This is a genomic window from Lacrimispora sphenoides JCM 1415 (assembly GCF_900105615.1).
Taxonomy (GTDB): domain Bacteria; phylum Bacillota; class Clostridia; order Lachnospirales; family Lachnospiraceae; genus Lacrimispora; species Lacrimispora sphenoides.
In genome coordinates, this window is sequence record NZ_LT630003.1 from 4895174 (window position 1) to 4918536 (window position 23363).

10 protein-coding genes are annotated in these 23363 nt (G+C 43.9%); all 10 read left to right on the forward strand.

Going from position 1 to position 23363, the window contains the following annotated elements; translation table 11 throughout:
* Positions 1–111 precede the first annotated feature (111 nt).
* Complete coding sequence (locus tag BMX69_RS22105) at positions 112–14058, forward strand: SpaA isopeptide-forming pilin-related protein (RefSeq protein ID WP_242941317.1); 13947 nt, start codon at positions 112–114, stop codon at positions 14056–14058.
* Complete coding sequence (locus BMX69_RS22110) at positions 14048–15121, forward strand: hypothetical protein (RefSeq protein ID WP_100043540.1); 1074 nt, start codon at positions 14048–14050, stop codon at positions 15119–15121. Before BMX69_RS22105 ends, BMX69_RS22110 begins: the two co-directional genes overlap by 11 nt.
* A gap of 261 nt (positions 15122–15382) precedes the next feature.
* Complete coding sequence (locus tag BMX69_RS22115) at positions 15383–16357, forward strand: Gfo/Idh/MocA family protein (RefSeq protein WP_100043541.1); 975 nt, start codon at positions 15383–15385, stop codon at positions 16355–16357.
* 147 nt (positions 16358–16504) lie between these two features.
* On the forward strand, positions 16505–17824 hold the full coding sequence (locus BMX69_RS22120) for a replication-associated recombination protein A (RefSeq protein WP_100043542.1): 1320 nt from the start codon (positions 16505–16507) through the stop codon (positions 17822–17824).
* 164 nt (positions 17825–17988) lie between these two features.
* The gene (gene rho / locus BMX69_RS22125; RefSeq protein ID WP_100043543.1) at positions 17989–19605 is read left to right on the forward strand and encodes a transcription termination factor Rho; all 1617 of its coding nucleotides are present in this window, start codon (positions 17989–17991) and stop codon (positions 19603–19605) included.
* Positions 19606–19740: 135 nt separating this feature from the next.
* Positions 19741–19950, forward strand: coding sequence for a 50S ribosomal protein L31 (gene rpmE, locus BMX69_RS22130; protein ID WP_013271164.1), 210 nt, complete (start codon positions 19741–19743; stop codon positions 19948–19950).
* A gap of 83 nt (positions 19951–20033) precedes the next feature.
* Positions 20034–20159 (forward strand): hypothetical protein, encoded by a 126-nt coding sequence (locus tag BMX69_RS24980; protein WP_278245557.1) that lies wholly within the window; start codon positions 20034–20036, stop codon positions 20157–20159.
* A gap of 45 nt (positions 20160–20204) precedes the next feature.
* A complete protein-coding gene (locus BMX69_RS22135; protein WP_100043544.1) occupies positions 20205–21149 on the forward strand; it encodes a DUF1385 domain-containing protein in 945 nt (314 codons plus the stop codon).
* Positions 21146–22021: a peptide chain release factor N(5)-glutamine methyltransferase gene (gene prmC / locus BMX69_RS22140; RefSeq protein WP_100043545.1), complete on the forward strand. Its 876-nt coding sequence runs from the start codon at positions 21146–21148 to the stop codon at positions 22019–22021. Before BMX69_RS22135 ends, prmC begins: the two co-directional genes overlap by 4 nt.
* A gap of 82 nt (positions 22022–22103) precedes the next feature.
* Positions 22104–23180: a peptide chain release factor 1 gene (gene prfA / locus BMX69_RS22145; protein WP_054790796.1), complete on the forward strand. Its 1077-nt coding sequence runs from the start codon at positions 22104–22106 to the stop codon at positions 23178–23180.
* Positions 23181–23363 lie beyond the last annotated feature (183 nt).

The window sequence follows — 23363 nt, forward strand, 5'->3', positions numbered from 1 at the left end:
ATTTTTAATACCTGGGGTTTTGGTTTAGTATTTGTCAGTTCCGGACAGGCTGGACATCCATACCTAATGGGAAGGGCTCCCGGTGATGATAGAGACAAATGGTTTTTATGTATGAACTCAGGTGCTTCAGCCCATAGCAATTACGATTATTCTAAAGTTAATTCAGATATTGATTATTTTAAAGGAACCATTGAGCAGAAAAGAATGTTCTGGGCTTATATTTTAGCGTTTGAAAGTTATGATTTAAATACATCTCTTAGCTCTCAGTTTGGTCGTATTACCAAAGATGAAGCAAGAGATGTCGCATGGTCGAGAGGGAAAAGCAATGGTGGGTCTGAACGGGTAGAAAACTTAGCAAATGACGGTTTTATGTCTTTGCAGAACATTCCAGATGGCTGTAAAAACCCTAAGGATATCCTTGAGTTAATCAGTAGGTATAATTCTGAGAGCAAAGCTATGTATATCAATGATTTAAGAAGTGGCCCCGGACAGATTGATACAACAAAGTTGTATGAGTTAACTGGGCTTACAGATTGGGAAACATTTAAGAAATATTGTATCATCGAAGCTGTAACGCCTGGATTGGTCATTAATACGGAAGGCCAGAATCTCTCATGGAGTTTCCCTAACGTCCCGGCTGGACAGAAACCAACCGAAGCAGTCATGAAGATTAGTTATAATCCAGCTATTTTTAGGGTATTGGAAGTTACAGGTAGCCTGGAGTATTTCCAGTGTAACATCCCAGGGTCTCAGCAGTTATATCGTGCAAAAGGAAAATTAATAGAGAATACCTGCGAGTTTTTCCTCACTACAAAATACAGCGCAAATACTCCTTCATTAACCACTGGCGGAGGAGAAGTATCCTTAAAGGTTTATCGACACAATGAAACCTTTGAATCCAATTATAAAGTTGATCTTGAAAAAAGAGACTATGAAACTGGAAATTCATTACAGGGTTCTACATGGCAGGTATTGGAGCATTTCGACGATAGCCAGTTAAGTGATGATGAATCAGATGGCGGAATCATCGAAGATAACATGAGAGAAGACCCAACAACCTGGCAGGATTGGCTGGTGTTTGACGATGACCTTGTAACTGATGCCAGTGGACGAGTTTCCCATAAAGATACACGTTTTTATGATTTTAGTCATGCCTATTGTAATGGCCATCCAATTCCCCCTGAATCGGAAATTGATGAATCGGAAGGTAGAGAAGAAGGGGAAGGAAGTGATGAAGTCGATGAGGCTGCAGAAGAGTATGAAAGATTAATGGAGGAATGGCAAGCAGCAGTAAACGAATGTGAAGCCCGTGCGGCGGCTGGTGGTGGAACATTCCATCACTGGGAATGCGGTAGAGAAGAGGAGCCATCTGAGGAAGAATCATTTGAAGCATCAGGCTGTAAAGAGGCCAGAGATAATGCTTATAAAATCTTTATTAATCTTGAGTATGACTACACTTTTAAAGAAGCAAAGCCAAGGGATGGCTACATCATTCATAATCCGGGACATCCGGATGATGTTCCGATTGAAATTATCACAACGGCAGCTTCCGAAGCTGGAAAACCTAAAAAGTGGAAAAGTGCCAGTAATGCAGATATCAGAGTTAGTGGATATGTTCGCAACATGGCAAAGAGCAGTTCAAGTGAAATCGATGCTTTTACAAGATTAGCAATGCGGAGTTTTGCTGCTAACGTGGAAAATCCTGAATTAGAGGATCCCAACTTGTTAAATGAAAGCGAATTCTTACTTGATGACAATGATACTAATGTCGCAAGTCCTTCTACATATGCTGATGCTCCTGAAGAAAATGGAGATTTAATCCTGAAAGAAACCTATGACCTCCCATTGGGAGAAAGAATCATCAACAAATTACTTGAGTTTATAGGGCTTCCCGCTGCCTTTGCAGAGGAAAAGGAAATAATCATCAAACTTACTGCCAAGGATAATGAAGAATTATATAATGAGGAGTTTGATGCGGAAGAGGAAGAAGAATATCTGGATGAGTATTTCGATGATGATGTTACTCCATCGCAAGCTAGGAAAAACTTTATGAGCCTTTCTTTAAGCTCTGCATTAGCAAGAAAAAATAATAACCTGGCTACAGAATCTGATGCCTCCCTTCCAGTAGAAGAAAAGGGGGTAAGGCAAATTAGCCTTTTTGCTGAAGATAACAATGAAGAACCAGTCATGACAACAATGCTTGGCTTAAGTGCTCTCAGCAGAGTTTCCAGTAAGGTGGCCGAAGAAGGAGAAGAGGACAGCCAACCGGAAGTAGTCAAAGGACCGAGTAATAATACAGCTCATACCTTTAAAGTATACGATCACCGTGTACCGGGACAGGTTCATTTCAATAAGAAAGATATGGAGTTAAAGGCCGGGGATTCTGTAAATTATGATTCCTATGGAGATTCCCAGGGAGATGCAACCTTAGAAGGTGCGGTATACGGTTTGTTTGCGGCAGATCCAATTTACGGGCCGGATACACAACGGGATGACAGTGGAAATGTGACATCCGGTATCGGAGTGGTATTTGATGCAAATGACCTTGTAGCAGTCGCCGCCACAGATAAAAATGGGGAAGGTTCCTTCTTAACGATAACGGAAAGACCTCATAGTATCTATAATTACAAGGCAGGAAAGATTGAATATACCGGAAAGGGATATTCGGAAAACCTGTATATCAAAAACGGTTATGACAAGGCACAGCCACAGGAAGAAAAGGGCCGTATCTACAAAGATAATAAGACCATGAATGGGGACAGCTGGATCGGAAGACCTTTGCTTCTTGGCAATTACTATATTAAAGAGCTTTCCCGTTCCGAAGGATATGAACTATCTATTACCGGAAAGGATATGGAGGTTACGAATGCAGAGAAAAGTACCCGAGAGTACTATGGTGACACCACTGATTCGAAAACCGCCCCGGTAGGATCAGCCTGGATAACGAAGCAGCTATATAATGCAGTTACCTTCCCTGAAGAAAATGCTACTTATGGAAATAAAGAAAACTTACTTCTTCTCGAAACAAAATCAAAGGATGCCACAAATGGTTATAACGTAGTCCTTGATGGAATTCCGGAAGGAGCAGATATTTATCTTAACAACGTCACATTGAATCCGGTAGTGATCCGGCAAGTGGATGGAGGAAACTGGGTTGATGCAAAGGAAGCACCATTTTATCTGACAGCAGAATCAGACTCCGTTTATAAACGTGATATCAATGGAAACATGATTGAGAAATCTGGGGTTACTGCAAGCATCAAGGTTCCTTACGAAGCCTACGGAACCGAAGCGGATAAACTACCTACAGAAGGGACTGCTACAGCCAGTGACCCGGCAAGGTTTACCAGCGCTTTTACGATTTCAGAAAGCAACATAAAGTATGTGAAAGCTGAACTGGAGCAGATGATGCGTAATTCTCTCCATATGGATACTCCGAAAGATAATGATTATTCCACGGCAGATGTCCCAGTCTATGATGAGAAACGGACAGTGCATGGGAAAATTGTCTATGGCAGGCCGGAAATGGTCCTTGAAATTGAGAATGTCACGACCAATAAATCAGTGATCGAAACAATATTAAATTATTATATCAATGAAAAAGTATTTACCTATGGCGGCCTTCAAAAAGTGGAATCTAGCGGCGGGAAAATCATTGTAACAGTCGTTGTCGGCATGAATCCGGGTAGGTCCTTGTTGTATCAAACAAATTCCAGTGGAGATATCGTTGCTGCTTACTTAACAAAACTAAATACAACCTTCGGAAGATATATTATCAGAAAGTATACAGGGAATGAGTTAAATGCCGCAGAAGTAGGAAATTCATGCAAATACATAATTAACGTAACACCAGATTATGAAGTGGACGATGATGGATTCCCAACGGATAAAACCATGTATCCTACGGATAGCGAAAGGTATCTCCGCTATGCTGCAGGAGAAACTCTATACGATTACTGGTACTTAAATGGCAGTACTTACGTTGGCCATGCTCCTGTAGCAAGGAAAGTCTGGGAGCCGAATTACAAGGAGGTCATTGTAAAAGAAGAGAATGTAAACTCTTCTAAAATCCCCCAAGTTAACTCTACGGAAGAAGTGACGAACCAGGTGGGCAGCACCTATTACTATTATGATAAGGTTTCAAAGCAATATACCATTCATGTCGGTTCAAAAGATATGGACCTAACCGGAGCAAAATCAGGTAACTTTACAATCGCACTTAATAATGGAAAGACCGTTGTAACAAATGAAGATATAAGTAAGATCGGAACAAACAATGTGTGGGGGTATACGGCTGGGGCAAGTATATCTAATGCAGAATACGTAATACGTGTTTCCGGAGCTGGAGCCGGGGCATTTACCTCCGAAGACTTTGATTCGAACAAGACTTTCATTAAGAGTCAGCATTTGATTTACAATGGATATCACGATCTGCTTGAAGACGGAAATACAAGAGAAACACCAACCCCAGTGTTGGAACGTATCATCGGACAGCAGATTAAGGTAGCGAAGGCCATAGATGAAAAAACATATGACAACACCAACTCCTATGCCGAAGTCCATGATGACTGGTTTACAAGAACCTTTGGAGGGCGTTTGGGAAGAAACACGGTGGCTAAGAAGATGGACAACTTCCGCTTTAAGGTGTACTTAAAATCAAATCTTGAACGACTTTACCGTGACAACGATGGAAATATAATCTGGCAGGACAGGCTGGGGAATGAAATTAATGTGATTGATCGAAATAAGAAATTCCCAGCCCTGGTAAACAAGGTTTTCACAAAAGTACAGCATGTCATCTCTCCTTTATATAAAGACTCAGAGGATGCAATCGTAAGTAATAATACCTTGTACAGCTATGCTAATGGTTATATGAACGGGAACCAGAATAACGGCTATACTTCCGTACTGGAAACCATATCGGCAAAGACGGATAGCAGTACTGGAGAAAGAATCGTATCTGTTTACAATTATGACAAGTTCTTCGATGCCATAAATGTGGCCAATGATGATAAATGGGATCGTACAGATAATGGAAGCACATCTTTTAAGCCCTTTCCCTTTATAAAGAAGTACCTGTTTGGAACTAGCGGTGCAGAAAGGCAGTATCCAGCGGCCCACAATAATTTAGAAATTAAGAATCACAGCAACACATCAGACATAGCTACGGATAATGCCCTATACTCTGATAACGTCCGCCAGTTTGCCATTACCTGGTATTTGGTTGACGAAGTTGCAAAGCTGGTAAAGAAGAATCCGTCTGGGGAAACGGAAAGCGCCACAGGTGAAAATGATTATTCCGATGAAGTTTACGACAAAGCCCTTTCAGAAGCTATCCGAAAGGCAGAAAACTATTTAACCCCTTTCTTTGCATATGATCTTGACCTGATTTATTCCATTGAATGGGACAGTGCAAAGGATGGCGGATCAGATAAAGATCTCACAACACTTTCAGCGGATACCCTATTTGGTGATATTGCTGGAAACAGCGATGGTTACTACTTTGCTACTTCAAAATATCTGCCATACGGAACTTATGTAGTGGTAGAACAGCAGCCGAAATTCAGTAATCTGGGGGATTTAAAGAACAAGCATTACCAGATTGACAAACCAAGAGAAGTCTCTCTCCCGTCTGTATATGCGGATTATGATGGCTCCCAGGCTACACCGGAGGTGACTAATAATTATTACAATTATTCTGCCGGCATAACACAGCCTGAGATGGAGAGGAAGTATAGGATCCGTTTCAATGAAGAGAGTGTAAACGTAATCAAGGGCAGGAATGCGGATGGTGACTTTGAAGTTTACAAGTACGGCATGGACATTGATAACATCAGAAACGGCGTGGCAGGGGCAGGATCAGGTGACTATTTTGCACTGAGCCAGAACAGATTTAAGCCATATAAGAACTACTACAATGAGCAGGATGACAGGACGAGTGGAAATGTACCATATTATTTGTCAGAAGGCTTAAGTGGTAGAGATGCCGTATCCAAATACTACCGATTCAGCTCCGTGGCAGAAAACAAAGGTATCGCAAATGATGTTCCATTTCCAGGGGGAACCAATAAAGAGATCAATGGTGCTGTAATCCAGTACAAAGATAATGTAATGACCATGCAGGGCGTACAGATTGCTTATGATGGAAAATATGCCCCTATGCTTGTGCCGTGGACGGTCGTGGCCTCTGACAGTGTAGTTACAGAGGCAGCTGACTGTATCCTTTCCCCAAATGGAGAGAGTTCATACAAAGGCTTTGGATATACGAAGTTTCGAAACAGTTTTTTTAAAGCAAAGCTGAGGATCGAAAAGCTGGATTCGGAGACAGGGGAAAATCTCCTCCATGACGGAGCCTTGTTTGCTCTTTATGCAGCGTCCAGGGAGGACGGAGAGAATACGGACGGCCTGGTGAACTTTTATGGATTGGATACCCGGATCGAAGGATCAAAGGAATTTTTAGAAGCTATGGGAGCTAAGAATATTGCCTTGGAAGGGGATGCCTGGAAGGGAACTGTTCCGGCAGGAACACCTATATGTAAGGAATCAGAACAGGTGATTCTTACCGATCAGGAAGGAAGAAGGACAGGACAGTTTGAAGCCTTTACAACCACCAGGGACGGCCTTCTGCCCGATGAAGCGGGGGACGCTGAGGCCAAGGAAGAGGATCTAAGAGAAATTTCCTATCAGGATCAGAATACCGGATATTTAATTACTCCACAGCCTCTCGGAGCCGGGACCTATGTCCTTTGTGAAATTAAGCCTCCTGCTGGATATGTAAGGACAAAGCCAGTAGCCATAGAAGTTTATTCCGACCGGACCACCTACTACCTGGACGGAAACAGAAACAACCGTGTAGCGGCAGCTATTTATGAAGATAAGACAGGAGAAGGACCACAGGGTATTACAAACATCGCTAGGATTTACGTGGGGAATACTCCAGTACGCCTGGAAATATCCAAAATCAAGGACTCTGAACAGACGATCACATACAAAACCAACACCAGATTAGAAGGAACAGAACTGGAGTTAAAACAGAAGTATGGGACTGAAAACCTGGAGTTTGCCTATAAAAACGGAACTTACTTAGGCTATGCCTGGAACAAAGGTACCCTGGAATACTTAGAATCCAGAAAGGCCGCAGGCGAAGATGCAGAGCCGGTCTATGTAGATGGTATATTTGCCGGGTATGGTCTGATATCAAGGTTCTTAGATACTGCAGGCGATAACAACCGCTATGTTGCCGGGGCGCAGATGACTCTTTATGACGCCATAGAAATCATGGAAAACGGGGGCAGCGGAGATTACGGATATGATGGTGTAGAGGTAATAAGGGACCGGAATAATAATGTTCAGTCCATTCAGGTACTAAAGGGACACGCTGGAACCACTATTGAATTTATTCGAGAGGAGGACGAGGAAGGAAGCCTAAACGGAGAGCCAGGGGAAGGAACCTGGACTTACCGGACGATAGAGCGAGGGAATACAGATATTCTTTTCTATACCCTTGGAGAGCTGAAAGTAACGGAAACCGGGGCGAATGGGAAACTTTACGGCTATGACCGAAACGGAAACCAGGTACAAGTGAAAAACCGGGAATCCATCTACGTGCTGAAAGCCGGGCAGCTTGTCTACGAGTTGACCGGAGGTGATCTGACTGCTGTGAAGTATTCTGCAACAGATAAGTGCTTTCATTTAAGTGATGGAACGATCCTTTATCACCTGGACAGCAATGGCAACCGGGACGCATTTATGGATCCGACTACCGGTATGGCCTACGCTAAAGAAGGACGAAAGGTCCTTGTATGGCCGGTAAAGATATCCCGGATACCCGATAAAGCGGGGCAGGCCCCGAAAACCGGATCGGTTATTGCCAGGGAAAAAATCAAAACGTGGAGAATTGCTACCATCAACGCCGATACGGATCAGGAATATATCACAGGGACTTATAACGGAAATCATTTTGATAAAAGCATGAATCCGGTCTTAAATGACCATGGCCTTCCAGAGTATTATAAGGGATCGGCTGAAACCTATAAAAAGGGCGATCCTGTCTATGATATTGATGGTGATTTCGTCCGCTACAAATACGGGGACCTTCTTCCTGCCTATAACAATGCTGCTTACCGGATCAATGACAAGACCGGTATGGAAAATATCGGGAAGGAAGAGGACATCACAGATGATAAGAAGCTTAATCATCGCCAGGGAGAAGCCTGGATCATGGAGAATACCTGGATTACCGGAGAGAAGTACCCCAATGATCCATTTAAGGCTGATATGACCGTAGGCCAGGCTGATATCCTAAAGCGGGTGATTCCAGGAACATACATCATGGAAGAAGTCAAAGCTCCATCAGGCTATACCAGGGGATTCCCGGAAGGAGTTATCGTTATAGAAACCAGAGAAGTCCAAAAGACCGGGCTGGAGGATGAGAGGATCAAGGTGGAGATCGTAAAGACCGATGCAACGGACCAGTACCGAATTGATGTACTCAGTGATTATCAGGAGGGTCTTACAGTCACGGAATCGAAGGGAGCTTACAGTTATGCTCAGATTTCCGGGGCGCATTTGGCGCTTTATAAAGCTAAGCGGGTTTATACTACGGACAGAGAAACCTATCCGAAAGGATACTATTTTGTAAAGACAGAAAGTAAGGCGGCAGAATGGACGATAGAAAATACAGCTGATAATGCTCCAGTGCAAATTATAGGCGAATGGATCACAGACGGGACTCCAAAATACTTTGAGGGAATCCCTGCAGGGGACTATATTCTGGAAGAGATAGATGCAGCGATTGGGTATGTCCGAAGCTCCGTGGAACTTACGGTAAAAGCTACCGGAGAAGTGCAGACTGTAAATCTAAAGAATGATCATACCAAGCTGGAGGTCTATAAATACTACGAGGACAGCACCGGAAAAAAGGTGCAGCTTCCTAACAGCCATGCGGCTGGCCTGGCCCTTTATGAAGCGAAAACAGATAAAGACGGAAATATTCTGATGGATGGAGTGAAGCCAGTATATGACGAGGAAAAGAGAGCAGCGGTATGGATGACCGATGACTTGACTGAGTATACAGATAAAACAGAAAAAAGTACTGGTTTTATGGACCGCATAAAGGATTTTCTCGGCCTGGCAGAAAATCATTCCAGTTTTATCACGGACTTTGAAGCAGCTTACCAGGAGAAAGGGGAGGACCTTACTTCCTTCATCTGGTACACGAAAGACGGGGAGCGGACGGCTGAGCGGAGCGAAATCATTCAGACCGGAAAGGGGGAGGGTACTGTCCAGACTTGGACCACTGATGCCGGAAAGACAATTCGTATCACCATATACCGGAATGTAAAAAATGGTTCCCTTGATCCAGGTGGAAAGCTTCCTTTTAACTTTGAATATCAATTCAACTACAAAGTGGAAAACGGGGTAAAGAGTTATGACACCTTAGAAGGCATGCACCGGATTGATTATTTGCCCTTCAATGCAGTAAAAGAAGGGAAGAAAGTAGGGAATTACGTCATGGTGGAAGAAAAGACACCGGCTGGCTTTGAAACAGCTGATCCAAAGGCTATTGTCCTTATAGAGACTGGAAATGTGCAGAGATTCAGCCTTGAAAATGAGGAAAAGTACATTAACGTTCTCAAAGTGGTAAAAGATGGAGCCAGAGAATATGCCGTAAGGGGCGCAGAACTGGCTCTCTATCGGGCCGATGAAGCCGGGAACTTCGTGGAAGATGAAGCCTATCTAATACAGACCTGGATTTCCGGATCAGATGGAGAGTATACAGAAAACGATAAATTTAACGGGGACATTCCGGAGGGATTTGGCCTAGGAGATTTAAAACCTCACCGGATCAATAAAATCCCTTATGGAACCTATTATATCGCAGAGCTTGCAGCCCCAGCCTACATGCAAAAGATAGATCCAATAAAGATTCTCGTAGGAACAGAAAAAGTTCCTGTTTATCGGTTCGTAAATACTCCAACCGTCGGGAAGCTGGAAATCAAAAAGAAAGCTTCTGATACCGGAGAGGGACTGGAAAATGCCCGTTTTATGGTATCTAATAAAGATACCGGGGCTGTCTGGTACATGACAACTGGAACAGATGGAAAGGCAGAAATAGTCGGACTTCCGGTGGGTATGGTGCAGACAGACGGAACTATTAAACCTTTTACTTATACTATTAAAGAGATTTCTCCACCGGATCTTTACCAGATCTCCGAGGGAATGAAGAAGTTCCAGTTTGACGGAAAAGAGGCCGGAAAAGAAGTACTTTATACCTGTGAAATAGAGAACCAGACAACAAATATTCAATTCAAAAAAATTAACTTTGATAATGGAATGGCTGTGGAAGGTGCAGAAATAGCTGTGTTTGAGGCGGTGGTCATTGATGGAGAGTATCAAAAGGATGGAGAAGCCATAGAGACTTTTGTATCTGGTCCGGACGGTTTTATCCTGACAAAGAAGCTGACAGCGAACCGGGTTTACATCATGGAAGAGCTTAAAGCCCCAGCCGGATATGCTCTTTCAAAACCGGTGATCTTTACCTTAAATAAAGCGGGAACCGGAATCAGGAATGTATCAAATGATTTTAGCATTTTAAAGCTGGCCTGTGACAATGATGCCATAGAAGCCCTAACCGTCACTTCAAGAGTTCCAGTAAAGGTATTTACCATATTAAAAGACTTAGATACAGGAACCGAACTTCCTCCCTTTATTGGGACAGGAAGCGGCCAAGTTATCACAGCGGAAGAAGGTGTCATAAACGGCCATTTATACGAAATTACCGAATACACCAATTATTCTGATGGCAGGACAGAAAAGTCCTTTAAGGAAACGAAACGGATCCATATTGACGAAAGCGGATCCTATTCCATTCCTTCCAGGACATACCTGGAAACAAGGCAGGAGCTGGCCGATGTAAATGGTAACGTCCTTGCAAGCTGGACCGTTAATGAGGACAATCATGATTATACAATCATAAACCCAGTAACAAAGGAAATCCCTATAGCACAAGTAACAAGCAGCATAGGTGCGGATCACAGTGCAGTAAATACCGGAAGTGTCATAAAATACACGGTTACCTATACCAATCCTTACAGTCATCCAGTTGATATCCGTATCAATACAGTCCTGAAAGATGGACTTGATCATTTAAGATCAACCAATTATGGAGTGGAACAAAATGGAATTATCACCTGGAATCTCACGGATATCGCTGCCCATGAAAGTGGTTCAGTGGACATGGTGGCTGTGGTAAGCGGTGAGATAGGAATGCAGGCAAATGTTTATTTTGAAACTCAGGCGGAAGCAGTTACGAAGCGTACTACGCTCATAAATCCCATTGTCCCGGAAGGTTCCATTACCATCATAAGTAAGCTGACTGGAACCGGAAAGGATCAGACAGATGAATTTACTTATCATGTAAGACTTATGGACTCTGCTGGAAAGACCTTAACTGGATATCAGGCATACGGTGGTACATCGGAGGGACGGATCAAAGGAGAAGAAAACATTACAATAACCGGTGACGGGTACCTTACCTTTGCAGGATTGCCCTATGGAACCAGATATGAGATTACACAGGAGCCAAAAGACGGTTATGACAGCATACCCCGCACTACCGGTCAGATAGAAGGGGGAATGATAACGGGAAAGGTTTCAAAGGCCATACAGAGCGCAGTATTCGAAAACAACCGGAACAATGAAACGATTCGTGAGATCTTGACTACAGGAGGAAACTACCGCCTCATAGAAACCACAACGTACAGTGACGGAAGCAGCCTGATAAGCGGAGTTTATCGTTTTCAGCTAAATGCTTCAGGAATGGTTGATAATGTGGATATGGAAGATCGGCCGGTACACTTATATTTCACGAAAGTGGATGCGAAAACTGGAGAGGAGCTTACAGGAGGCCGCTACAGCCTGATTGATGCAGAAACAGGAAAAGTTATATATGAATTTACGAAAGAAAAAGGAAGGGAGGTCCTCATTCCAGCAAAACTGATAACTCCAGGGAAAGAATACATCATCAGAGAAGAGCAGCCCCCAACTGGATATTCCTTTGAAAAAGAGATCCGCTTCACGGCGGAGAAAAGCGGCATACGGTCAACCATCATCATGCAGGATAAAAAAACAGAAATAAAGATTTTAAAAGTAGATGAAGAGACAGGAGATATTCTAACAGGTGGCCGCTTCTCTATCCGGGAAAAGGATACTGGAACATTAATTAAGGAATTCACTGCTAATGGGAGGGCGATAGTATTAACAGGACTTCTGATTGCAGGAAAAACTTATGAACTTTCAGAAGAGGAGCCTCCGGCTGGATATAGCTATAGCGAGGGCGTGACCTTTACAGTACCGGAGGAATCAGGTCTGATTACGGTAGTCATGAAGGATAAAAAAACAGAGGTCTTAATTAAGAAACAGAAAGGTTCCCTTTTTATTGGAACGCCATCAGAAGCAGCCAGTCAGTTACCGGGAAGTACGCTTCAAATCTTAAATGAAGATAAGACCCCAGCAAAGGCAATCCATAATGGAAATGGTTTTAAAGCCGGAGAGGATCTAATCTTTATCACAGGAATCCAGTTGAAGGAGTTAAAAGGCCAGCTGGAGGCTGGAAAAAAATACTGGGTTCACGAAATCAGTCCGGCAGATGGATATGCCTTTGCAGAAGATATCCCATTTACAGTCAGTATAAACGGTGATGAGGACGTTATTATTATGATTGATAATCCAACCCATCTTATCCTATCTAAAAAGGCTATCACGGGCAGTGAAGAGCTGCCAGGAAATCATATGAGCATAAAAGATAAGGATGGAAATGTTGTGGAAGAGTGGATTTCTGGGGAGCAGCCTCATGAACTCATTGCAAAATTAAAGGCGGGAGAACGGTATTGGCTCCATGAAATCCTTCCTAAAGATGGATATTCATATGCAGAAGATGTTCCTTTTACAGTAAGTAAAAATGGAGCGGTTGACATGGTTGAAATGAAAAACGAAATCACTGCGATTCGGCTTAACAAAGCAGATTCATCCGGTGTACTTCTGAAGGGAGCCATTTTACAGGTGTTGGATCATCAGAAAAATGTGGTTATTCCAGATTTTGAGACAACAGGCGAGGCTATAGATATCACTGGAAGATTAGAGGCTGGAAAAACTTATTACCTTCATGAGGTGAAAGCTCCATCAGGATATTTTATTTCCTCTGATATATCATTTACAGTGCCAAAAGGTTCCGGGCTATTGGAAGTCACAATGACCGATCTCAAACACCATAGCCCAGGTTCTGAAAAAATGTTTCTGTATAAATCAGACGCTGCTACAGGTCAGGGAATAAAAGGAGTGGAATTCTCTATTTACCGCCCTAACGGAAGTTTATACCTGACTGTATATACTGGAGAGAATGGGTATGCAAAATTTGATATGCCGGAAGACGGAGCCTATATCTACAAAGAAACAAAGGCAGCTCCTGGTTACCTTTCAACAGATCACACCTACTCCTTTACCATTCATAACGGTGAGGTATCAGGAATCAGTACAATATCAGTTGTAAATCATCCTTCTCCGGAGGTGTTTATCCAAAAGATAGACGCTGAAACCTCAGAAAAATTAGCCGGTGCAGAGCTGGAGATTAGAAATGAAACCGAAGAGCCGGTATACAAAGGAATAACAGATGAAAAGGGTGCAATTACATTCTTTCCGCTCCGCTCTGGAAAATATACCGTTCATGAAATAAATGCACCAGAGGGATATATAAAGACGGATACCTGCCTGACCATTTATGTAATGGACGATGGAGCAGTAACAGGAGAATTTATATTGTATAACAATCCGGAACACGGGAAGAAAAAGGGTTTCATCACAGCCACATATCAATCCAGCCTAAATGGTCTTGGAGTTACTAACTATAATGGAAAAGGATTCTGGGGTTGGCTGAAAAGACTGTCTAAAACAGGTGATGTAGATCTGAGAGGAGGATTGCTCATAAGTATAGGACTGGTTGGTATGGTTACTTCCATTGCAATCGTGAGGAGAAGAAGAGATAAGAAGGATGAAAAATAAGATTAATAGGATTAAGAAAGGTTTTGTTGCAATGTTCCTTGTCGCCCCACTTGTTTTAGGGGATGCTGGAATAGCATGTGCGGAAGAAACGTTCATTGAAATAACAAAGGAGTATAGGACCTCTATAAAAGAGGAAGATGGAAGGTCCCAGTTTAAAGAAGTTTATGAAAAGGACGGTATTGTCTATCGGTTAAAGTCCGTTCGTACAGACAATGTAGAGGAAATCTATCCAGGGGATATTATTACATATGACTCCGATCCCTTTGTTGGAAATCCTGAAAAATATGCACCTAACGAAGCAGTTGAGAAAGAAGGAAAAAGGTATGCTTTAAAAACCAGTGAGCTTTCAAAGGTACTCACGAAGGAAACTACGAAATATTCAGAAGCCTCCATCTTGTATGAAGGAGTAGAATACATAGATTCTCTACCGGAAGATGCCCAGGTCAAGGTTATAAATGAGGATTTAAAGCAGGAATTAAATGTAACACTTCCAGCGGTTGGTTTTAAAGAAGAAAGTGCCTGCTGGGATTATAATTTTACATTCCCTATAACCGTGAGCGGATACGATGCGGACTCTTACATGCTGGGTCAGACTGAGATTTCTAACCGTTCCCCTTTAATCGATCACGCAATATTGTTTTTAAGTTATCTTAATTTGCCATCACAGTACTATGAGATATCAAGCATTGAGTGGGACGGAGACCCTGTGTCAAAGGATGGAGAAATGATCCGAAACGCAACCGCTCGTGGGCGCAAATTTGTAAAAAATATCAGGGGAATTTATGGAGGGGATGTCACATTCCCTTCCATAGAAGCCAATGCTTATCATGGAACTTATATTGATGCAGAAGCTGAGAATCAGACAGAGCAGATCATCTATAAGAAAGAAATAACAGCAACTTATGTGAGGGATGGGCGAAAGGGATTTTGGAATTTCCTAAAATGGCTTCTGGCAAATTCCGTTACCATGTCAATCCTTGTAATCCTACTGATCATACTTTTATTACTGGTCATTGTTAAAAGAGTGCGGAAAAGAAGCAGAGAGAAGAAAAAAACGGATTAAAAGATGAAGAAAAGTGGAAGGAATACAGAATTACTGTAAAAGCTCAAGGTTCAGCCCTATTTGGCAGGCAGGCTTTATATCAAAGCAAATAGGGCTTTTTTGTATGCAAAATACAATATTGCGTTCCAAACCTTAAGACTCTGGCTGCAATACTTGACAAAGGAACAGGTACTGCCCATAATACATTATATAGAAAAAGTTTTGAAGAGGCAGAATTATATGGGCACATGAGGAAATCAAGAGCATTAAGGAGGATTGAGTATGAAAGAGTATCGCTGGGCAACATTAGGCTGTGGAGTAATTGCAAAACAGCTGGCAGAAAATTTGAAGAAGCAGGGAAGAACTTTATACGGGGTCGGCAACAGAACCTATGAAAATGCGGTTAAGTTTGCAGAAACATACGGAGTGGAGAAGGTTTACCATAATGTTTATGACATGTTTCATGACGATGATGTGGATATTATTTATATTTCAACACCCCATAATACTCATATTACTTATTTAAAAGAGGCATTAAAGAATGGAAAGCATGTACTGTGTGAGAAATCAATAACGCTGAATTCCGAGGAGCTTTCCGAGGCAGTCATTCTTGCGGAGAAAAATGACCTGGTACTTGCAGAAGCAATGACCATTTATCATATGCCTCTTTATAAAAAATTGCAGGAAGTTGCGAAAAGCGGTCAACTGGGCCCTCTGCGTTTTATCCAGATGAACTTTGGAAGCTATAAGGATTTTAATATGGAAAACAGGTTTTTTAGTCCAAGCCTTGCCGGCGGAGCACTGCTTGATATCGGGGTTTACGCCCTTTCCTTTGTAAGATGGTTTATGGCAGAGGCGCCGGACCAGATCCTGTCACAGGTAAAGCTTGCCCCCAGCGGTGTTGATGAACAGGCGGGAATCCTGCTAATGAACAATCAGCAGGAGATGGCTTCCATTTCTCTGTCCCTTCATGCAAAGCAGCCTAAGCGGGGAACAGTGGCCTTTGACAAGGGCTATATAGAAATATATGAATATCCAAGGGCTGACAAGGCGGTGATCACTTATACGGAAGATAACCGCCGGGAAGTGATTGAAGCAGGATCTGCCGACGATGCCCTGTTGTATGAAATCCTGGATATGGAAAAAGCAGTTACAGGAGAATCTGAGGAAATGCGGCTGGAATATACGGTAGATGTCATGAACATAATGACAAAAATACGAAATGACTGGAAGATGAAGTATCCGGAAGAATTATAACCAAATCTCTTATGAAGGTGCGGGAAAGCGGGATATCATTGACACTTTATCAAAGCAGGGATATACTCTTGTTACAGCCGGAAGGCTTCTTTCGGATTATCGCAAGAGGTTCTTCCTCAAGGGATTTTAGAATACGGGAGAATAATAATGGATTTGTTTGATTATATGAGAAAAAATACCATGAAAAAAGAGTCCCCCCTTGCATCAAGGCTTCGGCCGTCAACGCTTGAAGAGGTAGTGGGGCAGCAGCATATCATTGGCAGGGATAAACTGCTCTACCGGGCCATTAAGGCGGACAAGCTGGGATCTGTGATTTTCTACGGTCCTCCGGGAACCGGTAAAACCACTCTGGCAAGGGTGATTGCCAACACCACCAGCGGGGAGTTCAGACAGATCAACGCCACGGTAGCCGGAAAAAAGGACATGGAAGAGATCGTGAAGGAAGCCAAGGATTCCTTAGGAATGTATGGCAAAAAGACCATTTTGTTCGTGGATGAGATCCATCGTTTTAACAAAGGGCAGCAGGATTATCTGCTTCCATTTGTGGAGGATGGGACGCTGACTCTCATAGGGGCCACTACAGAAAATCCTTATTTTGAAGTAAATGGCGCTCTTCTTTCAAGATCCAGGGTATTTGAGTTAAAGCCCCTGGAAAAGGAGGATATCAGGAAACTGGTCCACCGGGCGGTATATGACAAGGATAAGGGAATGGGCTCCTATAACGCCGCGATTGACGAAGAGGCGGAAGAATTTCTGGCGGATGTTTCCAATGGAGATGCAAGAGCCGCTTTAAATGCGGTGGAGCTGGGAGTTATGACCACGGACCGGGATCCGTCGGACGGAAAAATCCATATCAGTCTCCAGGTGGCAGAAGAGTGCATTCAAAAGCGGGTAGTGCGCTATGATAAAACAGGAGACAATCATTATGATACCATATCGGCCTTCATAAAGAGCATGCGGGGATCGGACCCCGACGCGGCCGTGTACTATCTGGCAAGAATGCTTTATGCGGGTGAAGATATAAAGTTTATTGCCAGAAGAATCATGATTTGTGCTGCGGAGGATGTAGGAAATGCAGATCCCCAGGCTCTTATTTTGGCGGTGGCAGCAGCCCAGGCAGCGGAAAGGATCGGGCTTCCGGAGGCCCAGATCATTCTGGCGGAAGCGGTCACCTATGTGGCCTCAGCACCTAAGAGCAATGCGGCCTGCATGGCGGTGTTTGAGGCTTTGGATACAGTACAAAACCAGAAAACCATGCCTGTGCCGGTTCATCTGCAGGATTCCCATTATAAGGGAGCCGCAAAGCTGGGCCATGGGCAGGGTTATCTCTATGCCCATGATTATCCGGGCAACTATGTGAAACAGCAGTATCTTCCGGACGGGATGGAGGACATATCGTTCTATCATCCTACGGAAAATGGCTATGAGCGTAGAATCAAAGAGCATTTAAGGGAACTGAAAAAATAACTTTTCTTTTTTAATTATAAGGTATATAATAGGCGTATCGTACGACCTGGTTTATCATGATTTGGGCCGGAATAACATTTCCGGCCATCTGTTGCGATATTCTATCGTGAAGCATTCCCAAGATTACGAAACAACTGTTATAAGGAATCATGAAGGAGAATAATATGCGTGAAAAATTACAAACATTGCCGTTAGCGGAATTAAAGGAGCTTGCCAAAGCCCAGGGAATCAAGGGGTGCAGTTCCATGCGAAAAGCTGAAATTATAGATTTACTTTGCGAAAAGGGAGAGGAGGCTCCTGCTTTTCCTGCTTCGCCGGGGAATGTTTCAGTGGAAAAGGCGGAGGAAGTAAAAAAAGAGGTTTCTAAAACTGTTACGGCACAACCAGCCGCTCAGAACCAGCCTCATACGGATTCTGCAGGCCAGCAGGGACAGGCGAACGGGGATCAGCAGATGCAGTCAGCGGCCGGCAGCCAAAGAAAGACGGTTGTCCGTTCTTATCGGCCGGAAGGGCAGCAAAGGCCCGCAGGCTATCGGCCGGCACAGGGTAACAGCACTGAGCCATCCGCCAGGAATGAGGCAAGGCCCGAAACTGTTCCGGAAGAACCAAGAGGAGATTTTCAGCCAAGCCCTGAACTGCAGGAACTGGACAGCGGTATCGAGGCTCATGGAATTCTGGAGGTCATGCCAGATGGCTTTGGCTTTATCCGCTGCGAAAACTACCTTCCAGGTGAAAATGATGTCTACGTGGCACCTTCTCAGATCCGCCGGTTCAACATGAAAACAGGAGACATCATTCATGGAAGCCGCAGAGTGAAAACAGCGGCAGAAAAGTTTGCTGCCCTTCTATATGTAAAGAAAATCAACGGTTATCCCACCAGTGCGGCTGAACGCCGTCCGAATTTTGAAAATATGACCCCCATATTTCCGGATGAAAGGCTTCATATGGAAACCCAGGGAGGAAAGAATACCACTGCCATGCGTGTCCTGGATCTTTTAGCTCCTATTGGAAAGGGGCAGAGGGGTATGATCGTATCCCCGCCAAAAGCAGGTAAAACGACCCTGCTTAAGGATGTGGCAAAGGCCATAACCGTTAACCACCCGGAGATTCATCTCATGATTCTATTGATTGATGAGCGTCCTGAGGAGGTTACGGATATTAAGGAATCCATTTACGGAAATAACGTGGAAGTGCTCTACTCCACCTTTGACGAGCTTCCGGATCGCCATAAGAGAGTGTCAGAAATGGTGATCGAAAGGGCCAAGCGCCTTGTTGAGCATGGCAGGGATGTGGTGATTCTGTTAGACAGCATTACCCGTCTGGCAAGAGCCTATAACCTGACGGTTGCTCCAAGCGGACGTACCTTATCCGGCGGTCTGGATCCGGCAGCCCTTCATATGCCAAAGCGTTTCTTTGGTGCCGCCAGAAACATGAGGGAGGGAGGCAGCCTTACCGTTCTTGCCACCGCTCTTGTGGATACGGGCAGCCGTATGGATGACGTTATTTATGAGGAATTTAAGGGAACCGGCAACATGGAACTGGTTCTCGACCGGAAGCTGTCTGAAAAGAGGATCTTCCCTGCCATTGACATTCTTAAGTCTGGCACCAGAAGGGATGACCTGCTGCTTACAAGGGAAGAAGCGGAAGCGGTTGATATCGTGAGAAAGGCTACTAATACCCTGAAACCGGAAGATGCAGTGGAGAAAATACTGGACTTATTCTCGAGGACTAGAAACAACAGGGAATTCGTGGAAACCTCCAAAAAAATGCGCTTTTACTAGAGAATACGGGTTTTTTGTAGAAATAAAAGCTTGCATTAAAAAAAAATCTATGTTATACTATGTAAGCTGTTTATTAGACAAAGTCGGTTTACGGACTGCGATTTAATAGAAATCAAAGTATGTGAGGTGAAAATCATGAAAGAGGGAATCCATCCAAATTACTACCAGGCAAAAGTTGTTTGCAACTGCGGTAATGAATTTGTAACTGGTTCTACAAAGGAAGATATCCACGTAGAGGTTTGTTCTAAATGCCATTCATTCTACACCGGTCAGCAGAAGGCTGCTTCCGCTCGTGGACGTATTGATAAATTCAATCGTAAATATGGCGTTAAGGCTGAAGCATAATTTACTTATGAAGGCAAAGGTTGTACAGCCTGAATTTAGTAAATTAGCCGTTCGAGGAGCCTCGGGTGAATCGGACTTCCTTCATGAATTCAGGAAATCAGCCGTTCTATGTGCTCATTGGGCGTATGGAACTTCCTTATTATATCAGGGGCAAAGAAGAGGTTGAGTTTGGTGGAAACACTTTAGCTCAGCCTTTTTTGGGATTTTAACTAGTGAAAAGCTTCCATTTTTTAAACAGAAAGGTGGTTTGGCGTATGAAGTATTCAGGAATCGGCGGGCAAGCCGTGATTGAAGGCGTTATGATGAAAAACGGGGATGAGTATGCCACAGCTGTCCGCAAGCCGGACGGCACCATTGAAGTGAAAAAGGATACTTATGTCAGCATGGGAGAAAAGGTGAAGCTTTTTTCTCTGCCATTTATCAGAGGAATATTCAGTTTTGTGGATTCCATGGTGTTAGGTATGAGGGCTCTGACCTTTTCAGCCAGCTTTTTTGAGGATGATGAGGAAGATATGGAGCCTTCCAAATTTGAAAAGCTTTTGGAACGGCTGTTTGGGGAGAAGATGGAAAAGGCATTGATGAGTATAGTGATGGCATTTTCCGTGGTAATGGCCATCCTGATTTTCATGGTGTTGCCGATGTTTCTTGCTAATATATTCCATAGTTTTATAAAGTCCCAGACGGTTATGGCGATTCTGGAAGGTGTGATCCGGATCGGAATCTTTATCGCTTACATCGGTCTGGTTTCACGCATGGAGGATATCCGAAGGACCTTTATGTATCATGGAGCAGAGCACAAGTGCATCAACTGCCTGGAGCACGGGCTTGATCTTACTGTGGAAAATGTCAGAAACAGCTCCAAGGAACATAAGCGCTGCGGAACCAGCTTTCTCCTGATCGTCATGATCATCAGCATCCTGTTTTTCATGGTGGTGAGAGTGAATACGCTGCCCCTTCGGATCCTCAGCCGGATTGTACTGATTCCGGTCATAGCCGGAGTGTCCTATGAATTTTTACGGCTGGCAGGACGCAGCAATTCCAAACTGGTGGATTTATTAAGCCGTCCAGGAATGTGGATGCAGGGACTGACCACCAAGGAACCGGACGATGATATGATTTTAGTGGGTATTGCTTCTGTTGAGGCTGTGTTTGACTGGAGGGGATTTCTTAACAGGAATTTCCCGGAGAAGAGGGCATGAATCTGACTTTACAGCATTTATTAGAAGAAGGAACAGAAAAGCTATTAAGGGCAGGAGTGGAAGAGGCGTCTCTTGATTCCAGATACCTGCTTTTTGAGGCATTCCGCACGGATATGGTCCATTTTCTTATAGACAGAAACAGAGTGCTTCCGGATGAAGACTCCTCTCTTGATGCCGTTTCCAAATACCGGACCATGATAGAGAAACGTTCCAGGAGGATCCCCCTTCAGCAGATTACAGGAAGCCGGGAGTTCATGGGCCTTGAATTTTTTGTAAATGAGCATGTGCTGATTCCAAGGCAGGATACGGAAACTCTGGTGGAGCTGGTCTTAAAGGATTATAAAGGAAAGCAGCCGGAAGTACTGGATCTATGTACGGGAAGCGGCTGCATCGCCGTCAGCCTTGCAAAGCTTGGTGGATTTGGCCGCGTAACTGCCGTGGATATCTCCAGGGAAGCCCTTAAGGTGGCGGAAAGGAATGTGGGGAAGCTTTTAGGAGAGGGAAAGGTCACTTTGATAGAAAGCGATTTATTTGCCTCATTAAAGGAAGAAAAAAAGTTTGATGTGATCGTGTCAAATCCTCCCTATATTCCAACGAAAGTAATAGAAGGACTGCAGCCGGAAGTCCGGGACCATGAGCCGATGCTGGCCCTTGACGGGAAGGAAGACGGTTTGTATTTTTACAGAAAGCTTGTTATGGAAAGCCGCCATCATTTAACCCTGGGAGGTGCGGTTTATTTTGAAATCGGCTATGACCAGGGAGAGGCTGTCAGCGGTTTATTAAAGGATGCCGGTTTTGGAGAGATCCAGGTGGTGAAAGATGCGGCAGGACTGGACCGTGTGGTTTGTTCACGAATACCCGTGAGACCTTAAACCGCAGGTATTAAGGGCTATACTGCGGAGTCATGATACAATGTGAACAACAGTCATTTCCATGAAATTCAGGAGGTTACCAATGTTTGATAGATTAGATGATATTTTAGTTCATTATGAAGAATTGATGCAAGAGCTTAACAATCCTTCCGTAGCAGAGGATCAGAACCGGTTTCGTAAGCTGATGAAGGAGCAGGCGGATCTGGCGGATTTAGTAGAGACTTATACCCAGTATAAAAAGGCAAAACAGACCGTAGAAGACAGTCTGGCACTGCTGGAGGAAGAGAGCGACGAGGAGATGCGGGAGATGGCAAAGGAGGAATTATCCGATGCCAAGAAGCAGATCGAGGCGCTTGAGCAGGAGCTTAAGATTTTACTTTTACCTAAGGACCCTAACGACGATAAGAATATTATTCTGGAGATCCGTGCCGGAGCAGGCGGTGACGAGGCGGCTCTGTTCGCTTCCGAGCTGTACCGTATGTATGTAAATTATGCAGAGGGATATCACTGGAAGGTAGAGCTGATCAGCGTCAATGAAAATGGGATCGGCGGTTTTAAAGAAGTAGTTGCGATGATTACAGGCAAGGGCGCTTATTCCAAGATGAAATATGAAAGCGGTGTCCACCGGGTACAGCGGGTTCCGGAGACAGAGAGCGGCGGCAGAATCCACACCTCCACGGCGACTGTTGCGGTTATGCCCGAAGCAGAAGAGTTTGACGTAGTGATCGAGGATAAAGATGTGAGAATCGACGTTATGCGTGCTTCCGGAAACGGCGGACAGTGCGTAAATACTACCGACTCTGCCGTTCGTCTTACCCACATGCCTACAGGAATCGTGATTTACAGCCAGACGGAAAAATCACAGCTTCAGAATAAAGAAAAGGCCTTCCGGTTATTGCGTTCCAAGCTTTTTGATTTAGAACTTGAGAAACGGCAGAATTCGGAGGCCGAGGAAAGAAGAAGCCAGATCGGTACCGGAGACCGTTCTGAAAAGATCCGGACCTATAATTTTCCCCAGGGCCGTGTAACGGATCACAGAATCAAGCTGACTCTTTATAAGATTGATTCCATTATGAATGGGGACATTCATGAGCTTCTGGATTCTCTCATTGCTGCAGATCAGGCTGCGCGCTTAAGCAAGTTAAACGATGAGGTATAAAAATACCGGAATCGTGGTGTTTTCTGGACTTGTATAGATTAAAAATATGGACCATGTCGTCACCCCGTTCCGCAATGGAATGGGGTTTTTTATATTGTCTATCTGTGAGAAGAGATTACCACATTTAAATTGGAAAAAAGAATCATTTAGTTCCCTTGCAAATTATGGTATTATGTAAATGTG